Here is a 23,974-nt window from a genome sequence, read left to right as displayed (position 1 = left end):
GTAGGGCCGAGCGGACAGGCGGACGGACAACGTCCCGCCCACGGAGGGAACCCGTGGGCGGGACGCCGTCGTGCGTGAGCGATCAGCCGGTGGTGACGGCGGTGTCGTCCACGACGAAGCTGGTCTGAAGGGAGGAGTCCTCGGCGCCGGAGAACTTCAGGGTCACGGTGGAGCCCGCGAAGGACCCGAGGCTGAAGGACTTCTGCACGTAGCCGGAGGCCGCGTTGAGGTTGGAGTACGTGGCCAGGGTGGTCGACCCGGCGGTCACCGTCAGCTTGTCGTACTGGGTGCTGGAGGTGGTCTCGGCCGTGTCGACGTGCAGGTAGAAGGTGAACGTGGTGCCGGTGCAGCCGCTCGGGATCGTCACCGACTGCGAGAGCGTGTCGGTGTGGGTCGATCCGTAGCCGTCGAGCCAGGCCTTGTAGGAGCCGGTGCGGGCCGCCTCACCGCTGGAGGTGGTGATGACGCCGCTGGTGGCGGTCCAGGTCGTGTTGCCCGACTCGAAGCCCGCGTTGCCCAGGAGCTGCGTGGCCGTGCAGGAGCCTCCGCCGGAGGCGTTGACCGTCCAGGTGAAGGCCGCGGTGCCGGTCGCGCCGGTCGAGTCGGTCACCGTCACGGTGGTGCTGGACGAGCCGGCCGTGGTCGGCGTGCCGGAGATCAGACCCGTCGAGGAGTTGATCGACAGGCCGGCGGGCAGACCGGTCGCCGCGTACGTCAGCGAGCCGCCGTTGGTGCTGCTCGCCGAGACCTGAAGGCTCACCGCGGTTCCGACCTTGGCGGTCTGGCTGCCCGGGTTGGTGACCGTGACACCGGTCGACGGGACCGTGATGTGACCGCCGACGTTGATGCCGGCGAACGCGTTGCCCACTCCCGCGTACTGCGCGGAACCGGAGCCGTAGAGCGCGGCGGCCGCGTTCAGGGCCGCGGTGCGGGCGCCCGCGTAGTTGGTGCTGGACGTCATGTACGTGGTCAGGGCCTTGTACCAGATCTGGAGCGCGGCGGCCCGGCCGATGCCCGCGACGGCCACGCCGTCCGAGGTGGGGCTGTTGTAGGTGACGCCGTTGATGGTCTTGCTGCCGCTGCCCTCGGAGAGCAGGTAGAACATGTGGTTCGCCGGGCCCGAGGAGTAGTGCACGTCGAGGTTGCCGACGCCGGAGTACCAGCTGTCGGCGGAGCCGCCGTCCTTGCTGGGCTTGTCCATGTAGCGCAGCGGGGAGCCGTCGCCGTTGATGTCGATCTTCTCGCCGATGAGGTAGTCGCCCACGTCGGAGGAGTTGTTGGCGTAGAACTCCACTCCGGTGCCGAAGATGTCCGAGGTGGCCTCGTTCAGGCCGCCGGACTCGCCGGTGTAGTTCAGGCCCGCCGTGTTCGAGGTGACGCCGTGGCTCATCTCGTGGCCGGCCACGTCCAGCGAGGTCAGCGCGTGGGTGTTGCCGCTGCCGTCGCCGTAGGTCATGCAGAAGCAGTCGTCGTCCCAGAAGGCGTTGACGTAGCCACTGCTGTAGTGGACCCGGGAGTAGGCCGCCACGCCGTCGTTCTTGATGCCGCTGCGGCCGAACGTGTTCTTGTAGAAGTCCCAGGTCTCCTGGGCCCCGTAGGCCGCGTCCGCGCCGGCGGTCTGCGTGTCGGACCCCGCGCCGGTCCCCCAGACGTCGTCGGAGTCGGTCATCAGGGTGCCGGTGCCCGAGGTGGCCTTGTTGAGGCTGTACGTCTTGTGCCCGCCGCGCGTGGTGTCGTACAGCTGGTACGTCGACCCGGACAGTGTGGTGGACAGGCTGACCGCGCCGCTGTACTGGGTGTTGCCGGTGCCGGTCTCGACGCCTTCGTAGCGGGCGAGTTCGGCGCCGGTGGTGGCGTCGGTGACGACGTGCAGCTTGCTCGGCGTGCCGTCGTCCTGGAGTCCGCCGACCACGGTCTCCCAGGCGAGCTTCGGAGTGCCCGAGCCGGCCCAGATCACCTTGCGGGCGCTCCCGGCGGCCGGGTCCTTCGCGTCGAGGGCGCGCGCGGCCTTGAGCGCCTTGGTCTCGGCGGCCGCCTTGCCGTACGAGGCGGTCGTGGACCGGACGGAGACGGTGCGGCGGTTGTTGTTGAAGGTCGTGCTCACCGTGCCGGCGGCGAGGGAGGCCGGGGGCGTGTGCACGACGAGGTCGCCGCCGAGGACGGGCAGTCCGGCGTAGGTGCGCTCGTAACGCGTGTGCAGGGTGCCGTCGTTGTCCTTCACGACGTCCTTGACGAGCAGCTTCTCCTGGGCGCCCAGGCCCAGGGTCTGCGCCGTCTGCGCCGTCTTCGCCTCGGCTCCGCGGACGAGCGCCGCGTGCTGGGCGGGCGTGAGGCCGGCGGGCAGGCCGCCGGTGCGCAGGGGGGTGGGGTGGGGGGCCGCGGGCGCCGCGGTCGCCGGAACCGACTGGACGCCGAGAGCCAGAAGGGCGGCGGTGGAGAGCAGGGCCGCTCCGACGGCGGACCGCTTGCGGGGGTTGGGTCTCACTCGTACTCCTACTGCTGCGGCCGGTGGGATCGGCCGGTGACAGACCGGGCAGACGGGTGTGCTGTCCGGGACGAGCTGAGCGGTGCGGGACCGTGTGCAGGTGGGGCACCATGCCGCTGGTGTGCGGCAGTTGGGTGGGAGAATGACAGGCTTGTCGATGACATGTCAGCCCGACCGGGACGCTTCAAGGGTTATCCCTCGGTTGCGGACAGCTCCGGCGCCGTCGCGCCCGGCAGCGCTGTGAGCTGCCTGTGCGTTCCCTGTCCGGCGGTCGCGGACGCGGGCCGGGCGCCGCCCCGGGCGCGGTCGTTGCTACGGTGCACCGGTGTCTGACTCCTCACGCGATTCCGCCGCGGGCGCCGGCTGGGGCGACGCCGACCCGGGCACCTACCGACGACTCATGCCGGGCGGGGTCGAGAAGATCTCGTGGCTGAACCCCCGGCTCCTGTGGGCCGCCCGCAACGGAGTGCTCGCCTCCTGGTTCGGCGACCCCACGGGGCGCACCCGCAGCCGCCTGGTGGCGCAGCGGGCGGCCGCAGGCGCTCCGGCCGACAAGGTCGTCCGGCGTGACGACCCGGACGAGTTCTCCTTCATGGTGATCGGCGACACGGGAGAGGGGGACGATCCCCAATACGCCGTGATTCCCGGCTTCCTGAGGGTCAGTCAGGGGACGTCCTTCACGGTTCTGGCGAGTGACGTCATCTACCCGGTCGGCAGCGCCGACGACTACGAGGCGAAGTTCTTCCGCCCGTACCGCGACTACCGGGCCCCCATATACGCGATACCGGGCAACCACGACTGGTACGAGGATCTCGGCGCGTTCATGCGCGTCTTCTGCGGCGAAGCCCCTCCCCTGCCCGCCGAGCCCGCGCCGCGCCCCCTGACCCGCGCCTGGCTGCGCTCCCTGCTGTGGCACCGGCCGCGCCCGGACGACGGCCGGCTCCTCGCACGGGCACGGGCGTTGCGCGGCGCCCCGGTCCAGCAGGCCCTGCAGCCCGGACCGTACTGGGCCGTCGACGCCGGCCCCCTGCGCATCATCGGGATCGACACCGGGCTTCTCGGCGTCCTGGACGCCGAACAGGGCGCGTGGCTGCGCGAGGTGTCGCAGGGACCGCGCCCGAAGATCCTCGTCACCGGCTCACCCCTGGTCGTCGACGGGGAACGCCGTCCGTGTCCCGTCGAGGGCGGCGGCACCGTCGACGACATCGTCCGCGACCCCGCCCACAACTACGTCGCGGCGATAGGCGGCGACATCCACAACTACCAGCGCTACCCGGTGCGTCTCGCGGACGGCCGGACGCTCCAGTACGTCGTCGCGGGCGGCGGCGGCGCCTTCATGCACGCCACGCACACCATCCCCCGCGTGTCCGTCGCCGGCGTCACCGAGGGCGACTTCCGCTGTTACCCGCTGCGCGGCGACTCACTGGCGTTCTACAGCCGGCTCTACGGGCGCCGGCTGCGGATGCGCCGCTTCTTCACCCTCACCGAAGAAGAGGCGCAGGCGGTCGTCGCCGAACGGCTGGGCATCCCGCCCACCCGCGCACCGGGCCCCCGGGTGCGCGTGACGCGACGGATCCGGCTGGTCGCCTCCCTGCTCGGGACCGGCAGCCGGCCGGAGCGCCGCGCACGCCTCCGGCTGCCCGTGCGCAAGATCTACACGCAGCTCTTCTCGCCGGGCTCCGCCACCTACAGCCCGCCCTTCTTCAAGTGCTTCCTGCGCCTGGACGTCTCACCGGAGTCGGTCCGGCTGCGCTGCCACGCGGCCACCGGCAACCTCGCCCAGGAGCTGCACCCGCCGGTCGAGGACGAGGTCGTCATCCCGCTGGTGTGAACGCCCGCGCCCCTGCCGCCGAGGGGGGGGCGCACACGTCACCCGCGCGGGACCCGGCACAGGGGTCCGGGGCGTCTCACCAGCGGCCCGGTTCCGTTCCCGTCACCGCCTCGGACGGCCTGCCGTCCACGCCGACGGGGACCTCGCCGGCGAGCATCACCCGGTGCATGACGCGCGGGAAGCCCAGATGGGCGTTGTCGCCGGGTGCGAGGTGGATGGTGGCGCGGTTGTCCCAGAAGGCCACGCTGCCCGGTTCCCAGCGGAAGCGGACCGTGTACTCGGCGCGGGTCGCCTCGTCGAGCAGCATGTCCAGGACGGCCCGGCTCTCCGCCCGCGAGAGACCGGTGATCTGCTCGACGTAGTAGCCGTTGACGAACAGCAGATGCTCGCCCGTCTCGGGGTGGACGCGCACCAGGGGGTGCACCGAGGCGACCTGACGGTCGAGGAGGTGGCGGACGTAGGCGTCGTCGCCGGCGCGCGGCTGGTAGCCCACGCCCAGGCGGTGCTCGGCGCGCAGCCCCGACACGAACTCCCGCACCGGCGCGGAGAGTCCGGCGCAGGCCGCGGCCAGGTTGGACCAGGTCGTGTCACCGCCGTAGGGCGGCACGGTCTCGGCGCGCAGGATCGTCGCGGCGGGCGGGTCGACACGCGCGCCGTGGTCGCAGTGCCAGCCGCGCAGCAGGGTGTGACGGCGCCTGCGCAGCCACTCCTCGTGCTCCATGCCGAACTTCCCGCCCAGTTCCAGCCGGTCGGCCGTCGTCTCGATCTCGGGGTGGTCCGGCGGCGAGGCGCCGCCGCGGCTGCGCAGGACGACGGGCTCGCCGAACAGCCGCGCGAACGCCACGTGTCCGGCGTGGTCGAGGCGCTGGCCGCGGAAGAACACCACCTTCCGGCGCCGCACCGCGCTGCGGACCACGGCGACCTGGGCGGCGTCGAGACCGGCCGCCAGATCGACGCCGTCGATCTCCGCGCCGATGTGCCCGGCGACCGGCATCACCCGCATCCCGGCGGCCCGCGCGGCCTCCTCGGCCGCCGCGTCCTCGGTCCCGGCCGCCGGCCGGCTGTCCGTCGTCATGCGCTCTCCGCTCGTCCGCACTGCCCGTCGCTGTCGACGGGAAGATCGTGACAGCGGACGGCCGCCGTGGCGACACCGCGTCCCGCCTCCGCGTCCCCCGCTCGCCCACAACCCCCTCTCCCCTTCGCCTTTCCGGGCCCCGCCCGAGTGTCCGTACGGTCGATCCGCCGCTCGTCCGCGAGGCTGGGAGGAGGACGACACCGCAGAGGGAAGGCTCCATCGTGATCGACATCCCGCAGCACTCTCTGAACGACGGCACGAAGCTCCCCGCCCTGGGCCTGGGCACCTGGCCGATGGACGACGCGGAGGCGGAGGAGGCGGTGGCGGAGGCGCTCGGCCAGGGCTACCGGCTGGTCGACACGGCCGCCAACTACCGCAACGAGACCGGGGTCGGCCGAGGGCTGGCCCGGTCCGGAGTGCCGCGCGAGGAGATCGTGCTGACCACGAAGCTGCCCGGCCGCCACCACGGGTACGAGGAGACCCTCGCCTCCTTCGAGGAGTCCCGCCGGCGGCTCGGCGTCGACTACGTGGACCTGTACCTCGTGCACTGGCCGCTCCCCCGCGTCGACAAGTTCGTCGACTCGTGGCGTGCCATGATCAAACTCCGCGAGGACGGCGCCGTCCGGTCGATCGGCGTCTCCAACTTCACCGCCGGGCACCTGGACCGGCTGGAGAAGGAGACCGGCGTCCTGCCGTCCGTCAACCAGGTCGAACTGCACCCGCTCCTCCCGCAGGACGAACTGCGCGCCCACCACGAGGCCAAGGGCATCCGCACGGAGAGCTGGAGCCCGCTGGGGCGGGGGTCGGCGATCCTGACGGACCCCGCCGTGGTGTCGGTCGCGGAGGCGCTGGGGGTGACCCCCGGCCAGGTCGTGCTGCGCTGGCACGTCCAGCTCGGCGCGGTCCCCATCCCCAAGTCGTCCAGTCCGCAACGCCGGCGCGCCAATCTCGACGTCTTCGGCTTCGCCCTCGGGCCGGCGCAGATGGCGGCGATCGCGGACCGGACGCACCGGCGCCTGGGCGGTGACCCCGAGGTGCACGAGGAGTTCTGAACGCCGCGAGCGGGGGTCCCCGGGGGGCGGCCGTGAGCCGTGGGGGTTGCCGCGCCGCCACGCCGGCGGCGAGAGCGTCGCCCTCCGCGAGTCCGCATGCGCGCTCCCGCACGGCGCGCCGTTCTCCGGGGACGCGCCGACCCTCCGCTGCCCCTTCGTGTGATCACCCGGGGTCGAGCGGCTGCTCCGCCCAGATCGTCTTCCCGCGGCCCGTCTGCCGGCTCCCCCAGCGCTGGGTGAGCTGGGCGACGAGCAGCAGGCCGCGCCCTCCCTCGTCGAAGGCGTGGGCGCGGCGCAGATGGGGGGAGGTGGAGCTGCCGTCGGAGACCTCGCAGATGAGGCTGCGGTCGCGGATCAGGCGCAGCTGGATGGGGGGCGCTCCGTAGCGGATGGCGTTGGTGACGAGTTCGCTGACCACGAGTTCGGTCACGAACGCGGCCTCTTCCAGACCCCATGCCGCGAGCTGGTCGGTGGCGGCCTGGCGGGTGGCGGCTACGAGCGCGGGATCGGGGGCGACGTCCCAGGTGGCCACCCGGTCCGCGCCCAGCGCACGGGTGCGGGCGAGCAGGAGCGCGACGTCGTCTCCCGGCTCCTCCGGCAGGACCTCCTTGAGGACGCTGTCGCAGAGGGCGTCGAGCGAGGCGGCGGGCGCGGTGAGGGCGTTGCACAGTTCGCCGACGGCGCGGTCGACGTCGCGGTCGCGGTCCTCGACCAGGCCGTCCGTGAACAGGGCGAGGACCGACTCCTCGGGCAGTTCCAGCTCGACGGCCTCGAAGGGCAGTCCTCCCACGCCGAGCGGGGGTCCGGGGGTCATGGCGATCAGCTGCGCGGGGCCGTCGGGCCGGACCAGGGCCGGTGCGGGGTGGCCGGCCGAGGCGGCGGTCAGCCGCCGGCCGACGGGGTCGTAGACGGCGTAGAGGCAGGTGGCGCCGAGTTCGGCGGCGTCCTCACCGCCCTCGTCGTAGGCCGCGAGGTGGGTGACGAGGTCGTCCAGGTGGGTGAGGAGCTCGTCCGGCGGCAGGTCGACGTCGGCGAGGGTGCGCACGGCCATGCACAGGCGGCCCATGGTCGCCGAGGAGGGGATGCCGTGTCCGACGACGTCGCCGACGACCAGGGCGACGCGGCTGCCGGACAGCGGGATGACGTCGAACCAGTCGCCGCCGATCCCCGCCGTGGAGACGCTGGGCAGATAGCGGTGGGCCACCTCGACGGCCGCCTGACCGGACAGTCCGCGCGGCAGCAGGCTGTTCTGGAGGGCGAGGGCGGTGGTGCGTTCGCGGGCGAAACGGCGGGCGTTGTCGATGCAGACGGCGGCCCGGCTGGCGAGTTCCTCGGCGAAGACCGCGTCGTCGCCTTCGTAGTCGTCGGGGTGGGCGATGCGCACGCCGACCAGGACGCCCAGGGTGGTGCCGCGGGCCTTCAGCGGCACCGAGATCACCGAGTGGACGCCGCTGCGGTAGCGGTGGCCCTCGGGGGCGCGCGCGTTGCGCTCGGCGAGCCAGCTCATGAAGTCGGGCTCGCCCGCCTGGATGCGGACGGCCCGGCCCTCCCGCAGGGCGCGGGCGGGCGGGCTGAACGGCGGATGGACGTCGGTCTCGCCGAGGCGGACGGCCGCCTCGGGGGTGCCCTCGTGGGCGGAGCCGTGGGCGATCCGGCGCAGCACGACCTCGCCGGTCGGCACGGGCGGCGGTTCGTCGGCGCCGAGCACCCAGTCCAGGAGGTCGACGCTGACGAAGTCGGCGAACCGCGGGACGAGGAGCGCGACGACCTCCTCGGTGGTACGCACCACGTCGAGGGTGGTCCCGATGGAGGCCGCGGCCTCGTTCAGCAGGGCCAGCCGCTGGCGGGCCAGGTACTGCTCGGTGCTGTCGAACGCGGCCAGGGCGACCCCGGTGATCTCGCCGGAGCCGTCGCGCACCGGCCACATCTCCGTGGTCCAGGCGTGTTCGCGGTTGAGGGAGGGGGCTCCGGTGAAGCTCTCGTAGCGGATCGGGCGGCCGGTCTCGGCGACCTGGCGCAGGTGCCAGTTGAAGCCGCGGCTGTGCACGGCCTCCTCGACGGTGTCCGGGAAGTGGCGGCCGAGCAGGACGTCCTCGGGGACGCCCATGACCTTGCAGGCGACCTCGTTCAGCCGCAGGTAGTGCTGCTGGGGGTCGAAGACGGACATCGACATGGAGGCCTGCTGGAAGGCCCGCCCGGCCAGGGTCGGCTCGCCGTCCGCGGGCCGCCGGGCATGGAGCGTGTACCCGGTGCGCCGTCCGTCGGGGCCGAGCACCGGGCAGGCCGTCACGACGAGCGCGACAGGCCGGCCGTCTCGGTGACGTACGGTGACGAGGCCGGTCCACTCGCCGTCCCCGCGGCGCGGCGGCTCCTGTGCGAGCAGGTCGGCCGCCGTGCGTCCCACGGCCTCCTCGGCCGAATGCCCGGTGAGCTGCCGGGCGCCCTCGCTCCAGCCCGTCACGACGCCGTGCGCATCGATGACCGCCGCAGCGACGACTTGCTCCATTCGTCCAGAATGGTCCCTCGGGCCCGGCGCATCAACCGCGACGGCCGGGCCGGGCCGCCCGGTCCGTCAGGGACTGGGGGCGGCGCGCAGCGCGGCCAGGGCGCGGTCGGCGTGAGCGTTCATGCGCAGCTCGCTGCGCACGACCTCCAGCACGGTGCGGTCGCGCCCGATGACGTACGTGACCCGCTTGGTGGGGGCGAGGGAGAAGCCGCGCTTCACGCCGAACCGTTCCCGCAGCGAACCGTCCTCGTCGGACAGCAGGGGGATGCCGAGCGAGTGCCGGCCGGCGAACTCCTGCTGCCGGTCGACGGAGTCCCCGCTGACGCCGACGGGCCGGGCGCCGACGGCGGCGAACTCAGCGGCCAGGTCGCGGAAGTGGCAGGCCTCGGCGGTGCAGCCCGGACTGAGGGCGGCCGGGTAGAAGAACAGGACCACCGGCCCGTCGGCGAGCAGGCCCGTCAGCGTGCGCACGGCGCCTGTCTCGTCGGGCGCGGCGAAGTCCTCGACGAGGTCGCCGACCTCGGGGGCCTTGGTCATGACCGGCCCTCCGTCGTCCCGGCGGGGCCCGCGGCGACGCTGCGGGCCCACAGGACCAGGGGCGCCTGGAGGGGGAGCCGGCCGATGGCGGCGGCCCTCAGCGGGGCGGGGCGGTGGCGCCAGTCCCACGCCATCTTGACGTTGGCGGGAAAGACGCCGACGAAGAGCGCGGCGGCGGCCAGGGCGGCCGGCTTCCTCGTCCGGGGCAGGGCCACTCCGGCGGCGAGCGCCAGTTCGGCCACTCCGCTGGCGTACGTCCAGTGCCGGGGCGAGCCGGGCAGGGCGCGCGGGACGATCGCGTCGAACGTACGCGGCACGGCGAAGTGGGCCGCGCCCGCGGCGGCCAGCAGGCCCGCCAGCAGCAGGGGTGAGCGTTCGGACCGGGGCACGGTTCCTCCTCAGACGACCGGGCGCCCGACACTACTGGAGGGTAGCCGGCGGCCGCAGGGCGGGGTCCCGGAGGGTGATCGCGCCCCAACCCGTCCCGTCGCGAACGGGGTTGCCGGCCGCGCACGGGTAGCCTGCGACGATGATCGTTCATCTGCTGTGGCACGTGGTGCACCACAACGAGGCGGGCACCGACGGCACGGCGCTGCACCTCGACGGGGAGACGGTGCACATCGACGAGCAGGACGGCGACGACGTCAAGCTGCTCGGCGTCTACTCGACGCGCGGGAAGGCCGAGGAGCGCAGGCGTCGCGCCCGGCTCGTGCCGGGATTCGCCGAGGAGCCGGACTGCTTCGTCATCGACGCGTACACGATCGACGAGGACGAGTGGTCCGGCGGCTTCGTGCGCGCGTGAGGACCGCCGCACCCCTGGAGGGCCGCGATCGTCTCCCCGCCCCCTCCCGCCCCGGCGTTTCGGCTGGGGGTCTCCCCCGCGGCCGGCGGACGAGCGGCGCTCGACCGGTACCCGGATGGCGCGCGGCGGCCCATACTGAGCGGTATGCCGTCGGTCCGCCGGCCCGGCGGCGGGGCCCCGGCACGCCCGCACCGCCTGCCGGGGTCCACCGAGAGCCCTCCCCCGGAAACCGCGGTCCTCGGGCCTGGCGGCCCGGCTCCCTCCCCGGCCCGACGTGCGCACGGGGACACGCGCCCGCCTCCGCTCCCGCGGGCGGGCCCCTGCACCGTTCAGGGGAAACGGCCGCGCCGCGCGCGTGGCGACGCGCCGCCGTGTCGACAACTCACCCATGCCCCTCCCCCTCGTCGCCCCCATGCTCGCCACCCCCGGCCCCCTTCCCCCCGCGGGCCAGGACGCGCGCTGGGCGTACGAGACCAAGCAGGACGGGCAGCGGGCCGTGGTCTACCTCCCCGGCGACGGCACGGTCACCCTGCGTGCCCGCTCGGGCGAGGACATCACCGCCGCCTACCCGGAACTGCGGCCGCTCGGCACGGCGCTCGGCGGCACGCCCGCGGTGCTGGACGGGGAGGTGCTCGCCCTGGACCGCGAGGGCCGCGCCGACTTCCAGCTGCTCCAGTCGCGCATGGGACTGGTGCAGGCCCCCGGCAAGGCCGCCCGGCTCGCCGCGACGACCCCCGTGCACCTGGTCCTCTTCGACGTGATGCACCTGGCCGGGCGCTCCCTCCTCGCCCTGCCCTACACCCGGCGCAGGACCCGCCTGGAGTCGCTGGCGCTGGAGGGTCCGTTCTGGTCGACGCCGGGCGCCCTGGTGGGGCACGGCCGTGAGGCCCTGGAGGCGACCCGGGCGCACGGACTGGAGGGGCTCGTGTGCAAGCGGCTGGACTCGGTGTACGAACCCGGCGTCCGTTCCCGCGCCTGGATCAAGATCCGCAACATGCGGGTCGCGGACGTCCTGGTCGGCGGCTGGCTGCCCGGCAAAGGGCGGCTGACCGGACTGCCCGGCGCCGTCCTCGTGGGGCAGCGCGCCACGACCGGGCTGCGCTACGTGGGCAGCGTGGGCACCGGCTGGAGCGAGGCCGAGCGCGCCGAACTCGCGGCGCTGCTGCGGGCCGACGCGACCGGGATGTGCCCCTTCGACGCCGTGCCGAGGTCGCCGGGCGCGCACTGGGTGACACCCGGGCTGGTCGGCGAGGTCCGTTACAGCACCCGCACCCGGGCGGGGCTGCTGCGCCAGCCGTCGTGGCTGCGGCTGCGACGGGACCTCACTCCCGAGGAGTCGGCGGCCGACCTTCCGGACACTTCCGCCTGAGTCGGCGACGGCGGCCGCATGTTCGGCTGCCCTTCATCACCGGGACGCCTACGGCCTCTTGGCGCGGCAGGGAAAAGCGTGGAAGCTGAACTCCCTTTTCCCCCACAGCCGTTCGGCTGCGCCCGCATCCCGAGGAGAACTCCCCGTGTCCTCAGCCAGGTTCAAGGTCCACCGCCGGAGATGGCTCACCGGTCTCGCCGGCGCCGCCGTGCTGGTCGTCGCCGTGCCCTCGGTCGCCTTCGCCGCCCCTCCCCAGGCCCTCCCGCAGAACGCCGAGGCGGCGGAGCTGACGTACCAGCCCGCGTTCGACTACGACACGGACGGCTGCTACTCGTCGCCCGCCATCGGCCCCGACGGCACGGTCAACGGCGGTCTGAAGCCGACCGGCGCGCTGAACGGAAGCTGCCACGACGCCTCCGACCTGGACAACACCAACAGCTACTCGCGCTACAAGTGCAACAACGGCTGGTGCGCGTACATGTACAGCCTCTACTTCGAGAAGGACCAGGCGCTGCCCGGCAGCAGCATCGGCGGCCACCGCAACGACTGGGAGCACGTCGTGGTCTGGGTGCAGAACGACCAGGTCCAGTACGTGTCGACGTCCAACCACGGCGGGTTCACCGTGCACCCCGCGTCGACGGTGCGCTTCGAGGGGACCCACGCCAAGGCCGTCTACCACAAGGACGGCATCCGCACGCACTGCTTCCGGATCGCCAACTCCAACGACGAGCCGCCGGAGAACCACAAGCACACCTGGCAGTACCCGCCGCTGGTCGGCTGGAACGGCTACCCGCCCGGGCTGCGGGACAAGCTGAGCAGCTACGACTTCGGCAGCGCCAACTTCGGCCTGAAGGACGCCTCCTTCGCCGGGAACCTGTCGTCGGCCAAGCCGTCCGGCATCCCGTTCGACCCCGCCGCGTAGGCGTTCGGCGGGACCCGGCCCCTGGGCCCCGCAACGGAGTTCGGCCCCGGAACCCGGCGTCCGGGGCCGTCTGCGGGGCATGATGAGCGGATGGATCTTCTTCGAGAACTCCCGTCCGTGACGACGGGGCCGGCGCCGGTCCGCGTCCCTGCCGGGAGCGAGGTCCGGTGAGCGCCGCCCGGGTGCGGCCCGCCGAGCGGTCCGATCTCCCGCGCGTCGCCGAACTGGCCGCGCAGCACGCGCGGTACGAGCGCGCCGACCCGCCCGTGCCGGACCTCGCCGAACGCCTGGCGCGCCTCCTGTTCGACGTGCCGGCGCCGCTTCTCGGGTGCCTGGTCGCCGAACTGCCCGACGGCGAGGTCGTCGGCTACGCCACCTGCTCGCCCGCGCTCTCCACCTGGGAGGGCCGCGAGTACCTCCACATGGACTGCCTGTTCCTCGCCCCGGACCATCGCGGCCGGGGCCTGGGCGCCCTGCTCATGGACGCGGTCGAGGACCGGGCCCGCGGTCTGGGGCTGGACGAGGTGCAGTGGCAGACCCCGGTCTGGAACGAGGGCGCGATCCGCTTCTACGCCCGGCGCGGCGCCCTCGGAGCGGACAAGCGGCGCTTCAGCATGCGGGTGGACACGTGAGCCGCTGAGCGGTGGCGGAATCCCGTGAGCCGTGCGGGCCGCGGGCCGCGAGGGTCTATCGTGTCCCGCATGTCCGTTCCGGAACTCATCCGTATCGTCTCCCGCGACTCGCCCATGGCTTTGGCCCAAGTGGAGCGGGTGCGGGCGGAGTTGACCGCCCTGCATCCCGGTGTGCGCACCGAGGTCGTCCCCGTGAGGACGACCGGCGACAAATGGATGGGGGATCTCTCCCTGGTCGAGGGCAAGGGTGCGTTCACCAAGGAGGTCGACGCGGCGCTGCTGGCCGGCGAGGCCGATCTCGCGGTGCACTGCGTCAAGGACGTCCCCGCCGACCGGCCGCTGCCCGCCGGGACGGTGTTCGCGGCGTTCCTGCGGCGCGACGACGTCCGTGACGCGCTGATCCACCCGGGTGGCCGCACCCTGGACGAGCTGCCGGCCGGGACGCGTATCGGCACCTCCTCGGTCCGGCGGATCGCTCAGCTCGCCGCCACCCACCCGCAGGTGCAGTGCGTGCCGTTCCGCGGGAACGCCAACCGGCGGCTGGAGAAGCTCGCGGCCGGCGAGGCGGACGCGCTGCTCCTCGCGGTGGCGGGGCTCGAGCGCATCGGCCGGCGGGACGTGATCACCGAGGTGCTGTCGCCGGAGACGATGATGCCGCCGATCGGCGCGGGCATCCTCGCCCTTCAGTGCCGCGAGGGCGACGCCGACCTCATCGACGCCGTCAGCGGGCTCGGCGATCCGGCGACCCATCGCGAGGCCACGGCGGAACGCATGTTCCTGCATGTGCTCCAGGGCCACTGCAACAGCCCGATCGCGGGCTTCGCACGGGTGGACCGCAGCGGCGAACTGTCCCTGCGGGCCTGTGTGTTCACCCCGGACGGCAAGACCCGGCTCAACGCCCACGAGTGGGCCGGCCGCCTCGACCCGGCGACGCTCGGCACGTCGGTGGCGGTGGCGCTGCTGCGGCAGGGCGCGCGCGAGATCATCGACGGCATTCCGCACTGACCGTCCGCCGCACCCGCGAGGGGCGCCCGGCCCGCCGTTCCCGTTCCTCGGCCGGCGCCCGCCGCGTCCGTCAGGCGGTGCCCTCTTCGGCCTGGTCGCGCAGGAAGTTGCTGACCTGGCGGGCCAGGCTGTCGCGCCCCGCGCCGGTCTGGGCGCCGCCGGAGCCCTCGTGAAGTCCGATGCCGCCGCTCCACAGCCGGCGGTCGGCCCAGTCGTCGTCCACCCGCAGCTGGATCTGGACGTCGACCTGGCCGAGTGAGGCCTCCGGGCCCGCCGCGAAGAGCACGGCGGTCGCCCGGCGCAGCGGGTAGACGTCAAAACCCTCGATGAACTGCGAGTTGCGCCAGTCGATGAACGCGCTCTCGCCGTCGGCCCCGAGCCGCACGTCGATCTGGCCGTCCTCCAGGTGGATCGTGGAGTGCAGGGGCCCCCGGTTCTCCACGGTCACCCGCAGACAGAAGTAGGTCAGCCCCTCCGCGGCATCGTCACGCCCGCGCGGCGGCTCGCTCTGTTCCAGTCGGTGGACGCGGACCCGCAGACCGGCGTACTCGTCGTACTCCAGCCAGTCCCCGACCACGTTCGGCTCGTGCACAGTCCACCTCTCGACTTCTACCGGCTGCTTCCTATCCGTGCGCCGATCGCACTGTCAAATGAGCAGAATGCGCTGTGGCCAGGGAATTCACCCCCTTTGATCGCTGATCAAGCCGTGCGCAGGGACAATCGTCCGACGGGCCCCGCAAGGGCTTGCCCGGGGCGTGCCGCACATCACGTCCCCGCGCCGCGTCAACGGGCCAGCCGGCCCAGGAGCGAGGAGGCCGCGGCGACGCCGAGCGCGGCGGACGCGGCGAGCACCCTGAAGTCCGCCCCGAGCCGCGCGGGCGTGCCGAGGAGCAGCCCGCGCAGCGCGTCCACCTCGTAGCTGAGCGGGTTGACCCTGCTGACGGCCTGGAGCCGGCCGGGCATGACGGCGACCGGGTAGAGGGTGTTGGATGCGAAGAACAACGGCATGGTGATCGCCTGGCCGAAGCCCATCAGGCGGTCGCGGCTGAGGACGACGTAGTGCGTGGTCACCAGGACGGTCATGCCGGTGGCCTCTCGGACGGCGGCGATGTGCTCACAGACCCCCGTTCGGGCGATCGGGTCGAGGCCGATGGTCGGCTCGTCGAGGATCAGAAGCCGGGGCGCGCTCACCAGCGCCTGGGCGAGTTCGAGGCGGCGCACCATGCCGCCGGAGCAGGTGCCGGCCGGCCGGTCGGCGGCGTAGGCGAGACCGACCGCGCCCAGGGCCTGGGCCACGCGTGCGGCGCGCTCACGCCCGGGCACGTCGAAGACGCGGGCGAACAGGGAGACGTTCTCGCGGCCGGTGAGCCCCGAGTCGGCGGACAGCTGCTGCGGGACATAGCCGAGCAGCCGCCGTACGGCCATGCGGTCCCCGGCGGCGTCGTGGCCGAAGACGCGCACCCGGCCGGAGGGGACCGGCAGCAAGGTGGTGATGCAGCGGATGGCGGTCGTCTTGCCCGCTCCGCTGGGTCCCAGGAGGCCGAACACCTCGCCTTCCCGGACGGTCAGCTCGAGCCCGTCGACGGCCCTGGTGTCCCCGAAGGCGTACGTGAGCCCGCTGCACACGACGGCGTGCGGCGCGGTGTCGGTCGTCATGGCTTCCCGGCCTCCTCGCGCAGGGTGACGGCGAGCGCGCGCAGGGCGGGAAGCGCCGCGTGCAGGGCCCGGCGGTCGGATGCGTCCAGACGGGCGACCTGCCGGGCCAGGAGTTCGGAGCGCCGTTCCCGCCAGGCCCGCAGCCGGGTCTCGGCCCGCCCGGTGAGCAGCAGCCGGGCGGCGCGCCGGTCGACGGGGTCGGTCTCCCGGACCAGGTATCCGTCCTTGGCCAGCCTGTTGACCAGCGTCGACACGGAGTTGCCCGCGAGGTGCAGTTCCTTGGCCGCGTCCGAGACGCCGACGCCGGGCCGCGCCTCGACCAGGCGCAGCAGTTCGACGTCGGCGCCGCGCAGCCGCGGCTCGGTCGGACCGGCCCGCAGCCGCCGCCGGAGCAGCCGCTGAAGGCCGACGACGGCGTCGGCGAGTTCCTCCGCCAACGCGTCCTGCTCCGCTGCGTCCTCCCCGGCGACGCTGTCCGTACCGTGCGCGGGGTCCGCACGGGCCGCATCCGTGGTCCGAGGACGGGTCAAGGGAGGAGGCGCGCGGCACGGGAGGAGCGTACGCGACAAATCGGGTAAAACTGTTTCGAGGCACCCTTTCGCGGGCAGCTGCAGGGAAGTGCTTCGGACAGGAGGCACGTCCGTGGGACCTGCCGACCGGCCTGCCCCGGGTGTCGCCCGAATCCCCTCCGAGTGCGCCTTTCCCACGGTGTCCCCCGTTCATCGCCAACCCTCCTGAGGGAGGCGCGCGTGATGCGTACCACCGTCCGAACGAAGCAGCACCCCCATGACGACGCCCCGGACACGACCGAGTCCTTCGTGCGCCTCGCCGGCCTGCCAGCGGGTCCCGAGCGCCAGGCGCTCAAGGACGAACTGGTCCGGCTGTGGCTGCCGATGGCGGAGCGGATCGCGGTCCGCTTCCGGGGGCGTGGCGAAGCGCTGGAGGACCTCTACCAGGTCGCCGCGCTGGGCCTGGTCAAGGCCGTCGACCACTACGACCCCGAACGCGGCCGCGCCTTCGAGGCGTACGCGGTCCCCACGATCACCGGGGAGATCAAGCGGCACTTCCGCGACCACATGTGGACGCTGCACGTGCCGCGCCGGGTGCAGGACCTGCGCAACCGGGTACGGCACGCGGCGAAGGACCTGTCCCAGACGACTCCCGGCCGGGCGCCGACGATCGCCGAGATCGCCGCGTACGCGCAGCTCACCGAGGACGAGGTGCGGACCGGCGCGGAGGCGCTGGAGTGCTTCACCGCCCTGTCGCTGGAAGCCGAGCTGCCCGGCACGGACGGCTACGCGCTCGAGGACGCCCTCGGGCATCCCGACCCCGGTTACGACACCGTCGTCGACCGGGTGGCCGTGACCCCGTGCCTGCGGGCCCTGCCGGAGCGCGAGCGGACCATCCTGTACCTGCGGTTCTTCGCGGGCATGACGCAGAGCCGGATCGCCGAGCAGCTGGGCATCTCGCAGATGCACGTGTCCCGCCTCCTGAGCGGCTGCTTCGCGCGGCTGCGGGAGGAGATCACGGCCGAGACGGAAGCCGAGTGCCCTGCCGGAGCCGGTGCGCGGGCCGCGGCCGCGACGGCTCCCGCCCCCGGGCCCGGGACGACGGCCGGCTGACCCCCTGGTCCCGCCCCGCGAAGCGTCCTCACCCGAACGGCCCGGTCGCCCCGGGCCGTTTCGGCTGTGCTCCCGCGCGGTACTCGTGCCGCCCCTCCATCGAACGGCCCGGTTCTCGGCAGGCGGCCGGGACCGGTGCGGCCGGACACTGGGGGCAGTCCCTCTCCCCCGCCACGCCGGCCGACAGACCAGGAACGCGAGTGCCATGAACCAGCAACCGACATCCGCCCACGGCGCCCGGGGAGCGGTCTCCACGCACTCCGTCTTCGGCGCTCCCTGCTGGGTGAGCCTGACCAGCCGGGACCTCGAGGCCACGCAGGACTTCTACCAGGCGGTCCTCGGCTGGAAGTGGCTCAAGGGCGCGCTCGGCGACCACTTCCGCACGGCCCTGGTGGGCGGTGTGCCGGTCGCGGGGATCGCCGCCGTGGCCTCGATGTGGCAGATGGCGGTCGCCTGGACGCCGTACTTCGCGGTGCCCGCCGCGGACGAGGCGGCGTCCCGTACGCGGGAGCGCGGCGGCACCGTGGCCGTGGGTCCCATCTCCCTGCCGCCGGGCCGGGCGGCCCTGCTGGCCGACCGGGACGGCGCGACCTTCGGGATCTGGGAGGGCGAGCTGCTGGGCAACTGGGAGGCCTGGCGGCAGGCGGCGCCCGCGTTCGTCAGGCTGCACACCCGCGACGCCTTCGACTCGGCCATCTTCTACGGCGAGATCCTCGACTGGGCGACCGACCGCCCCGGGGCCTGCGAGGTCCACTACGAGGGCGGCGAGGTCGTGCTGCGCAGCAGGGGCGACGTGGTGGCCCGGATCGTGTCGGGCGCGCTGGAAGCCGCGCCCGACCCGACGATCCGGCCGCACTGGCAGGTCCACTTCGCGGTGGCGGACGTCACCGCGTGTGCGCGTGCGGCGGAGAAGCACGGCGGCAGCGTGCTCGCGGAGAGCGTCCGGGAAGCGGTGCTGCGGGATCCGGACGGCGCCCAGTTCACGGTGACGTCGCACCGGGAGCGCTGAGCGCCGCCCGCCTCACCGCCGGCCGAGCGGGGGCCGGGAGAGCACCAGGACGCTCCGGGCGTCCAGGGTCACCTCCGCGCCCGCCTTGTACTCGCTCTCGTCGGGGCCGCCGTCCGGCTCCGTCGTGTCGGCGCACACGGTCCAGCGCTCCCCGTGGCGCGCGTCCGGCAGGCGGAAGCCGACGGGCTCCCAGAAGCCGTTGAACAGCAGCAGGAACGAGTCGTCGACGACGGGCCGGCCGCGCGGATCCGGTTCTGCGATGGCGTCGCCGTTGAGGAAGACGCCCACGCTGTGCGCGTCGGCACGCTGCCAGTCGCGGGCCTTCATCTCCCGCCCGTCCGGCCGCAGCCAGACCAGGTCGGGCAGCGGCTGGCCGGCGCTGGTGACGGTCTCGCCCCGGAAGAACCGCCGGCGGCGCAGCACGGGGTGGGCGGCGCGCAGGGCGAGGAGACGGCGGCAGAAGTCGGTGAGGGCCCGCTGCTCGTCGGTCAACCGCCAGTCGACCCAGGAGACTTCGTTGTCCTGGCAGTAGGCGTTGTTGTTGCCGAGCTGGGTGCGTCCGAGCTCGTCGCCGTGCGACAGCATGGGGATGCCCTGGGACAGCAGCAGGGTGGCGAGCAGATTGCGCTGCTGCCGGGCCCGCAGCGCGAGCACGGCGGGGCGCTCGGTGGGGCCCTCGGCTCCGCAGTTCCACGACCGGTTGTCGCTCTCGCCGTCCCGGTTGTCCTCCCCGTTGGCCTCGTTGTGCTTGTCGTTGTACGACACGAGGTCGCGCAGGGTGAAGCCGTCGTGGGCGGTGACGAAGTTGACGCTGGCGCGGGGGCGGCGCCTGCTGTGCGCGTACAGGTCGGAGGAGCCGGTCAGCCGGGAGGCGAACTCGCCGAGCGAGCCGGGCTCCGCGCGCCAGAAGTCGCGCACGGCGTCGCGGTAGCGGCCGTTCCACTCCGACCACAGCGGCGGGAAGTTGCCCACCTGGTAGCCGCCCTCGCCGACGTCCCACGGCTCGGCGATCAGCTTGACGCGGCTGATCACCGGGTCCTGCTGGATGAGGTCGAAGAACGCGGACAGCCGGTCCACCTCGTGGAACTGCCGGGCCAGGGTGGCCGCCAGGTCGAAGCGGAAGCCGTCGACGTGCATCTCGGTCACCCAGTACCGCAGCGAGTCCATGATGAGCTGGAGCACGTGGGGGTGGCGCATCAGCAGGCTGTTGCCGGTGCCGGTGGTGTCGTAGTAGTGCGCCCAGTCGCCGTCCACGAGCCGGTAGTAGGAGGCGTTGTCGATGCCGCGGAAGGACAGGGTCGGGCCCTTCTCGTTGCCCTCGGCGGTGTGGTTGTAGACCACGTCGAGGATCACTTCCAGGCCGGCGGCGTGCAGCGCCTTCACCATCGCCTTGAACTCGCTCACCTGTTCACCGCGGGTGCCCCGGGCGGCGTAGGCGTTGTGCGGGGCGAAGAAGCCGATGGTGTTGTAGCCCCAGTAGTTGGACAGGCCCCGGTCGGTCAGGACGCCGTCCTGGACGTACTGGTGCACGGGCATCAGCTCGACCGCCGTGACGCCCAGCGAGGTGAGGTGCCCGGTCACCGCGGGATGGGCGAGCCCCGCGTAGGTCCCGCGCAGTTCGGGCGGGACGTCCGGGTGGGTGCGGGTCAGGCCGCGCACATGGGCCTCGTAGACGACCGTGTCGGCGTAGGGGCGGCGCAGCGGCTCGTCGTCGCCCCAGTCGAAAGCGGGGTCGGTGACCACGCCCAGCAGGGTGTGCCCGGCGCTGTCCGCCGGATCGGGCCGGTCCCCGGCCCGCTCGAAGAGGGAGCCGTGGTTGTCGATCTGGCCGTCGACGGCCCGGGCGTAGGGGTCCAGGAGCAGTTTCGCCGGATTGCACCGGTCGCCCGAGGAGGGGTTCCACGGTCCGTGCACCCGGAAGCCGTAGCGCTGTCCGGGCCCGACGCCGGGCAGACAGGCGTGCCAGACGAAGCCGTCGACCTCGGTCAGCGGGACGGTCCGGGCAGCGCCGTCGTCGTCCACGAGGACGAGTTCGACGCGTTCGGCGACCTCGCTGAACAGCGCGAAGTTGGTTCCCTGACCGTCGAAGTCCGCGCCCAGCGGGTAGGGGCGCCCGCTCCAGGCGGGCACCCCTTCGCCGCCGCGTGTGCGGGCGGTGCGCGAGCTCACCGGGCGGCCTCCAGGACGCGCTCGTCGTCGGCCCGGGCGGCCACGTCGGCGATCACGAGAGCGCGCGGCACCTGAAGCCCCTCCCGCAGGCTGGGGGACGGTGCGGTGGGCACGCGGGGCACGCGCTCGCCGGCGCGGGCCCGCTGGGAGAACCAGATGACCTTGCTGCCGCTGCCGGTGGCGCAGCAGCCCCAGCCGTCGCTCATGGCGGCGATGCGCTCCAGGCAGGCGCGCAGGTCGAGGTCGGGGCGCAGCTGGCGGTCGTCGCCGCCGATCGCGGTGATCAGATGCTGGCCGTTCCACCACATCTCGATCGAGGTGTGCTTGTCCTTCGCGTGTTCGTCGATGGCCTTCAGCAGCATCTCGGCCCCGCGACAGACGGGCTCGACGAGCGTCTCCAGGTCCCAGTACGTCAGGTGGGCGGCCAGAATCCGCCTGACCTGTCCGACACGTTCCGCACTGACGTCCACGTCGAGGTGGTAGTAGCAGGGGACTGCGGTCTTCATCGTCGTTCGCTCCTCACCGGCGAGGCTCACACTCCTCCCGGGCCCGACGGGCCGGGGTACCCGACACGAAGCGTGAGCGGTAATCGCTTCAGAGTCACAACCACAGTGGGGCTGCTACGCCATTCGTGCAACACGAGCGCACCACAACCAAGATCCAACAGGACGTTGGGTGATGCGCCGTGCACCATAAGTGAAGGCCTCGGGAGGTTGGACGTTTTCGCACCTCTGCGGAAAGGGCCGACCCGCTCGTCTCGAGCGGCGTACCTCGTGAACTCCCGAAAGGTGAACAGCGCGATGCTGCAACCAGCGAAGACCGAAGTCGCCAGAACCCTGCGCGGTTACCGGGCCTGGGAGCGCGCCATGCTCGCGCACCCCGGCGACCGCTCGGCGCGGGCCGCCTTCGAGGACTGCGGGTACACCCTGTGCGTGCTCATGGGCAAGCGCTGCGCACGGGAGGCGGCGGACGCCGCCGAGCAGTATCTGCGCGCCACCGCCGACGGCCGGCTGCGCGAGCGCAGGGGCGCCGGCCGCAGGAGCGGCGTCGCACGGCTCTCGGTGACGTCGTCCCTTCCCCGCCTGCCCGCGGAGACGTAGCACCCCGCGCGAGCGCGGGTCGGTCGCCCAACTCGGGGCGGTCATAGCCATTTTCAGCCAGCGGAGGTGCAAAGGTGAAGTCCACCAGGGCGATCGGCCGGATCCCGGTCCGGGACGTCGAACCGCGTGTGGAGTGCGGGCGGCGGCCGGCGAAAGCCGTGATCGGGGAGACGGTGCGGATCTCCGCCACGGTGTTCCGTGAGGGCCACGACGCCATCGGCGCCAACGTGGTCCTCAAGAACCCGGACGGCGACCGCGGGCCCTGGACGCCGATGCACGAGCTGGCCCCCGGCACGGACCGCTGGGGGGTGGACGTGACGCTGGACGCCATGGGCCGCTGGACCTACACCGTGGAGGCGTGGAGCGATCCGATCGCCACCTGGCGCCGGCACGCGGACGTGAAGATCCCGGCGGGCATCGACGTCGGTCTGGTCCTGGAGGAAGGGGGCCGCCTCTACGAACGGGCGGCGGCCCGCGCCCCGCGCGGGCCCGAGCGCACCCTGCTGCGGGACGCGGCGAAGAAGCTGCTCGACGACTCGGCCCCGGTGGCGGACCGGTACGCGGCGGCCCTGACGCCGGAGGTGACGGCCCTCCTGGAGCGGCGGCCGCTGCGTGAGCTGGTGACGGCCTCCGAGCCGCTGCCGCTGCTGGTGGAGCGGGAGCGGGCCCTGTACGGGTCCTGGTACGAGTTCTTCCCCCGCTCGGAGGGCACCCCGGAGCGCCCGCACGGCACGTTCCGCACCGCCGCGCGCCGGCTGCCGGCCATCGCGGAGATGGGTTTCGACGTCGTCTACCTCCCGCCGATCCACCCGATCGGCACCACGTTCCGCAAGGGCCGCAACAACACGCTGGACGCCGGTCCGGACGACGTGGGCGTGCCGTGGGCGATCGGCTCGCCGGAGGGCGGCCACGACGCCGTCCACCCCGACCTGGGCACCCTGGAGGACTTCGCCGCGTTCGTGGAGCGGGCCCGCAAGCTGGGGATGGAGATCGCCCTCGACTTCGCCCTCCAGTGCTCCCCCGACCACCCCTGGGTCCACAAGCACTCGGAATGGTTCCACCACCGCCCGGACGGCACGATCGCCTACGCGGAGAACCCGCCGAAGAAGTACCAGGACATCTATCCCCTGGCGTTCGACTCGGACATGAAGGGCCTGGTCGCGGAGACCCTGCGGGTGCTGCGGCACTGGATGTCGTACGGGGTGCGGATCTTCCGGGTGGACAACCCGCACACCAAGCCTGTCGTGTTCTGGGAGCGGGTCATCGCGGAGATCAACCGCACCGACCCGGACGTGATCTTCCTCGCCGAGGCCTTCACCCGCCCGGCGATGATGCACACCCTCGCCCAGATCGGCTTCCAGCAGTCCTACACCTACTTCACCTGGCGCAACACCAAGGAAGAGCTCACCGAGTACCTCACCGAGCTGTCGGGCCCGGCCGCCTCGTACATGCGGCCCAACTTCTTCGCCAACACGCCGGACATCCTGCACGCCTATCTGCAGCACGGCGGCCGGCCCGCCTTCGAGATCCGGGCCGTGCTGGCCGCGACCCTCTCCCCCACCTGGGGTCTCTACAGCGGTTACGAGCTGTGTGAGAACGCGCCGCTGCGGGAGGGCGGCGAGGAGTACCTGGACTCGGAGAAGTACCAGCTCAAGCCGCGTGACTGGGAGGCGGCCGAGCGCGAGGGCCGCAGCCTGGCCCCGCTGATCACGAGGCTCAACGAGATCCGGCGGGCCCACCCGGCCCTGCACTGGCTGCGCAATCTGCGCTTCCACGGCACGGACAACCCCTCCGTCATCGCGTACAGCAAGCGGAGCGGTTCGAACACGGTTCTGGTGGTCGTCAACCTCGACCCCCACCACACCCAGGAGGCGACGGTGTCGTTGGACATGCCGCGACTCGGCCTGGACGACGGCGCAACGCTGTCCGTGCACGACGAACTGACGGGCGAGACCTACGCCTGGAGCAGGACGAACTACGTGCGCCTGGAGCCCGGCCGGACGCCCGCCCACGTGTTCCACGTCCGGTGATCCGCATCACCGCCGAACGGAGGCTCCAGACAGCCATGACCGTCAACTCCCCTGTCCCGGACACCTTCGAGGACACCCCCGCCAAGGACCGCGACCCCGAGTGGTTCAAGCGCGCCGTCTTCTACGAAGTCCTCGTCCGCTCGTTCCAGGACAGCAACGGCGACGGCGTCGG

The 23,974-nt window shown here is 72.9% G+C and carries 21 protein-coding genes; 11 read left to right on the top strand and 10 right to left on the bottom strand.

Annotated features, from left to right (window positions below; translation table 11 throughout):
* Positions 1–82: 82 nt before the first annotated feature.
* Positions 83–2,485, bottom strand: a complete 2,403-nt coding sequence (locus tag ACGFSH_RS31110; RefSeq protein WP_393354333.1) for a M4 family metallopeptidase — start codon at positions 2,483–2,485, stop codon at positions 83–85.
* Positions 2,486–2,810: 325 nt separating this feature from the next.
* Between ACGFSH_RS31110 and ACGFSH_RS31105 the strand changes: the two genes are divergently transcribed.
* Positions 2,811–4,316, top strand: a complete 1,506-nt coding sequence (locus tag ACGFSH_RS31105) for a metallophosphoesterase family protein (RefSeq protein WP_393354331.1) — start codon at positions 2,811–2,813, stop codon at positions 4,314–4,316.
* A 76-nt stretch (positions 4,317–4,392) separates the two neighbouring features.
* Here ACGFSH_RS31105 and ACGFSH_RS31100 read toward each other — a convergent pair whose 3' ends face one another.
* The gene (locus ACGFSH_RS31100) at positions 4,393–5,391 is read right to left on the bottom strand and encodes a TauD/TfdA dioxygenase family protein (RefSeq protein ID WP_393354329.1); all 999 of its coding nucleotides are present in this window, start codon (positions 5,389–5,391) and stop codon (positions 4,393–4,395) included.
* 221 nt (positions 5,392–5,612) lie between these two features.
* Here ACGFSH_RS31100 and ACGFSH_RS31095 point away from each other — a divergent pair, with 221 nt between their 5' ends.
* Positions 5,613–6,443 carry an aldo/keto reductase gene (locus ACGFSH_RS31095; RefSeq protein WP_393354327.1) on the top strand — a complete coding sequence of 277 codons (831 nt, stop codon included), beginning with the start codon at positions 5,613–5,615 and terminating at the stop codon, positions 6,441–6,443.
* Between the two features lie 163 nt (positions 6,444–6,606).
* Here the strand turns inward: ACGFSH_RS31095 and ACGFSH_RS31090 are convergent, their stop codons facing one another.
* From ACGFSH_RS31090 to ACGFSH_RS31080, 3 genes are all read right to left on the bottom strand, one after another.
* Positions 6,607–8,949 (bottom strand): SpoIIE family protein phosphatase, encoded by a 2,343-nt coding sequence (locus ACGFSH_RS31090; protein WP_393354325.1) that lies wholly within the window; start codon positions 8,947–8,949, stop codon positions 6,607–6,609.
* A 66-nt stretch (positions 8,950–9,015) separates the two neighbouring features.
* Positions 9,016–9,486, bottom strand: a complete 471-nt coding sequence (locus ACGFSH_RS31085) for a peroxiredoxin (RefSeq protein WP_393354323.1) — start codon at positions 9,484–9,486, stop codon at positions 9,016–9,018.
* Entirely contained in the window at positions 9,483–9,875 is a 393-nt protein-coding gene (locus ACGFSH_RS31080; RefSeq protein WP_393354321.1) for a hypothetical protein, read from the bottom strand. Before ACGFSH_RS31080 ends, ACGFSH_RS31085 begins: the two co-directional genes overlap by 4 nt.
* A gap of 140 nt (positions 9,876–10,015) precedes the next feature.
* On the opposite strand from ACGFSH_RS31080, the gene ACGFSH_RS31075 reads away from it, so the two are divergent.
* The 5 genes from ACGFSH_RS31075 to hemC all read left to right on the top strand — a co-directional run bounded on the left by ACGFSH_RS31075 (position 10,016) and on the right by hemC (position 14,216).
* Positions 10,016–10,288: a hypothetical protein gene (locus ACGFSH_RS31075; RefSeq protein ID WP_393354319.1), complete on the top strand. Its 273-nt coding sequence runs from the start codon at positions 10,016–10,018 to the stop codon at positions 10,286–10,288.
* Between the two features lie 388 nt (positions 10,289–10,676).
* Positions 10,677–11,657: an ATP-dependent DNA ligase gene (locus ACGFSH_RS31070; protein ID WP_393354317.1), complete on the top strand. Its 981-nt coding sequence runs from the start codon at positions 10,677–10,679 to the stop codon at positions 11,655–11,657.
* A 145-nt stretch (positions 11,658–11,802) separates the two neighbouring features.
* Positions 11,803–12,579, top strand: coding sequence for an NPP1 family protein (locus ACGFSH_RS31065; RefSeq protein WP_393354315.1), 777 nt, complete (start codon positions 11,803–11,805; stop codon positions 12,577–12,579).
* Between the two features lie 167 nt (positions 12,580–12,746).
* Positions 12,747–13,211 (top strand): GNAT family N-acetyltransferase, encoded by a 465-nt coding sequence (locus ACGFSH_RS31060; protein WP_393354313.1) that lies wholly within the window; start codon positions 12,747–12,749, stop codon positions 13,209–13,211.
* Between the two features lie 69 nt (positions 13,212–13,280).
* A complete protein-coding gene (gene hemC / locus ACGFSH_RS31055) occupies positions 13,281–14,216 on the top strand; it encodes a hydroxymethylbilane synthase (protein ID WP_393354311.1) in 936 nt (311 codons plus the stop codon).
* A gap of 70 nt (positions 14,217–14,286) precedes the next feature.
* Here the strand turns inward: hemC and ACGFSH_RS31050 are convergent, their stop codons facing one another.
* The 3 genes from ACGFSH_RS31050 to ACGFSH_RS31040 form a co-directional block, all read right to left on the bottom strand.
* Positions 14,287–14,808 (bottom strand): hypothetical protein, encoded by a 522-nt coding sequence (locus ACGFSH_RS31050; RefSeq protein ID WP_393354309.1) that lies wholly within the window; start codon positions 14,806–14,808, stop codon positions 14,287–14,289.
* A 191-nt stretch (positions 14,809–14,999) separates the two neighbouring features.
* A complete protein-coding gene (locus tag ACGFSH_RS31045; protein ID WP_393354307.1) occupies positions 15,000–15,872 on the bottom strand; it encodes an ATP-binding cassette domain-containing protein in 873 nt (290 codons plus the stop codon).
* Positions 15,869–16,309 carry a MarR family winged helix-turn-helix transcriptional regulator gene (locus ACGFSH_RS31040; protein WP_393354653.1) on the bottom strand — a complete coding sequence of 147 codons (441 nt, stop codon included), beginning with the start codon at positions 16,307–16,309 and terminating at the stop codon, positions 15,869–15,871. The genes ACGFSH_RS31045 and ACGFSH_RS31040 overlap by 4 nt, the downstream gene beginning before the upstream one ends.
* A 315-nt stretch (positions 16,310–16,624) precedes the next feature.
* Between ACGFSH_RS31040 and ACGFSH_RS31035 the strand changes: the two genes are divergently transcribed.
* Positions 16,625–17,494 (top strand): SigB/SigF/SigG family RNA polymerase sigma factor, encoded by an 870-nt coding sequence (locus tag ACGFSH_RS31035; protein ID WP_393354651.1) that lies wholly within the window; start codon positions 16,625–16,627, stop codon positions 17,492–17,494.
* Positions 17,495–17,699: 205 nt separating this feature from the next.
* Positions 17,700–18,503, top strand: a complete 804-nt coding sequence (locus ACGFSH_RS31030) for a VOC family protein (RefSeq protein WP_393354305.1) — start codon at positions 17,700–17,702, stop codon at positions 18,501–18,503.
* A gap of 12 nt (positions 18,504–18,515) precedes the next feature.
* On the opposite strand, the gene glgX is transcribed toward ACGFSH_RS31030, so the two are convergent.
* A complete protein-coding gene (gene glgX / locus ACGFSH_RS31025) occupies positions 18,516–20,633 on the bottom strand; it encodes a glycogen debranching protein GlgX (protein WP_393354649.1) in 2,118 nt (705 codons plus the stop codon).
* Between the two features lie 35 nt (positions 20,634–20,668).
* Positions 20,669–21,178, bottom strand: a complete 510-nt coding sequence (locus tag ACGFSH_RS31020; protein ID WP_393354303.1) for a pep a2 — start codon at positions 21,176–21,178, stop codon at positions 20,669–20,671.
* Between the two features lie 294 nt (positions 21,179–21,472).
* On the opposite strand from ACGFSH_RS31020, the gene ACGFSH_RS31015 reads away from it, so the two are divergent.
* Together ACGFSH_RS31015 and ACGFSH_RS31010 are read left to right on the top strand one after the other, a co-directional pair.
* Positions 21,473–21,772, top strand: coding sequence for a DUF5133 domain-containing protein (locus ACGFSH_RS31015; protein ID WP_329406484.1), 300 nt, complete (start codon positions 21,473–21,475; stop codon positions 21,770–21,772).
* A 74-nt stretch (positions 21,773–21,846) separates the two neighbouring features.
* Positions 21,847–23,802: an alpha-1,4-glucan--maltose-1-phosphate maltosyltransferase gene (locus ACGFSH_RS31010; protein WP_393354301.1), complete on the top strand. Its 1,956-nt coding sequence runs from the start codon at positions 21,847–21,849 to the stop codon at positions 23,800–23,802.
* Positions 23,803–23,974: the final 172 nt, after the last annotated feature.

Origin of the sequence: Streptomyces sp. NPDC048481, assembly GCF_043200075.1 — a bacterium.
In the GTDB taxonomy this organism is placed as follows: Bacteria; Actinomycetota; Actinomycetes; order Streptomycetales; family Streptomycetaceae; genus Streptomyces.
Note: the sequence above shows the minus strand (reverse complement) of the source record. Positions and strands in the feature narration are given on the sequence as shown.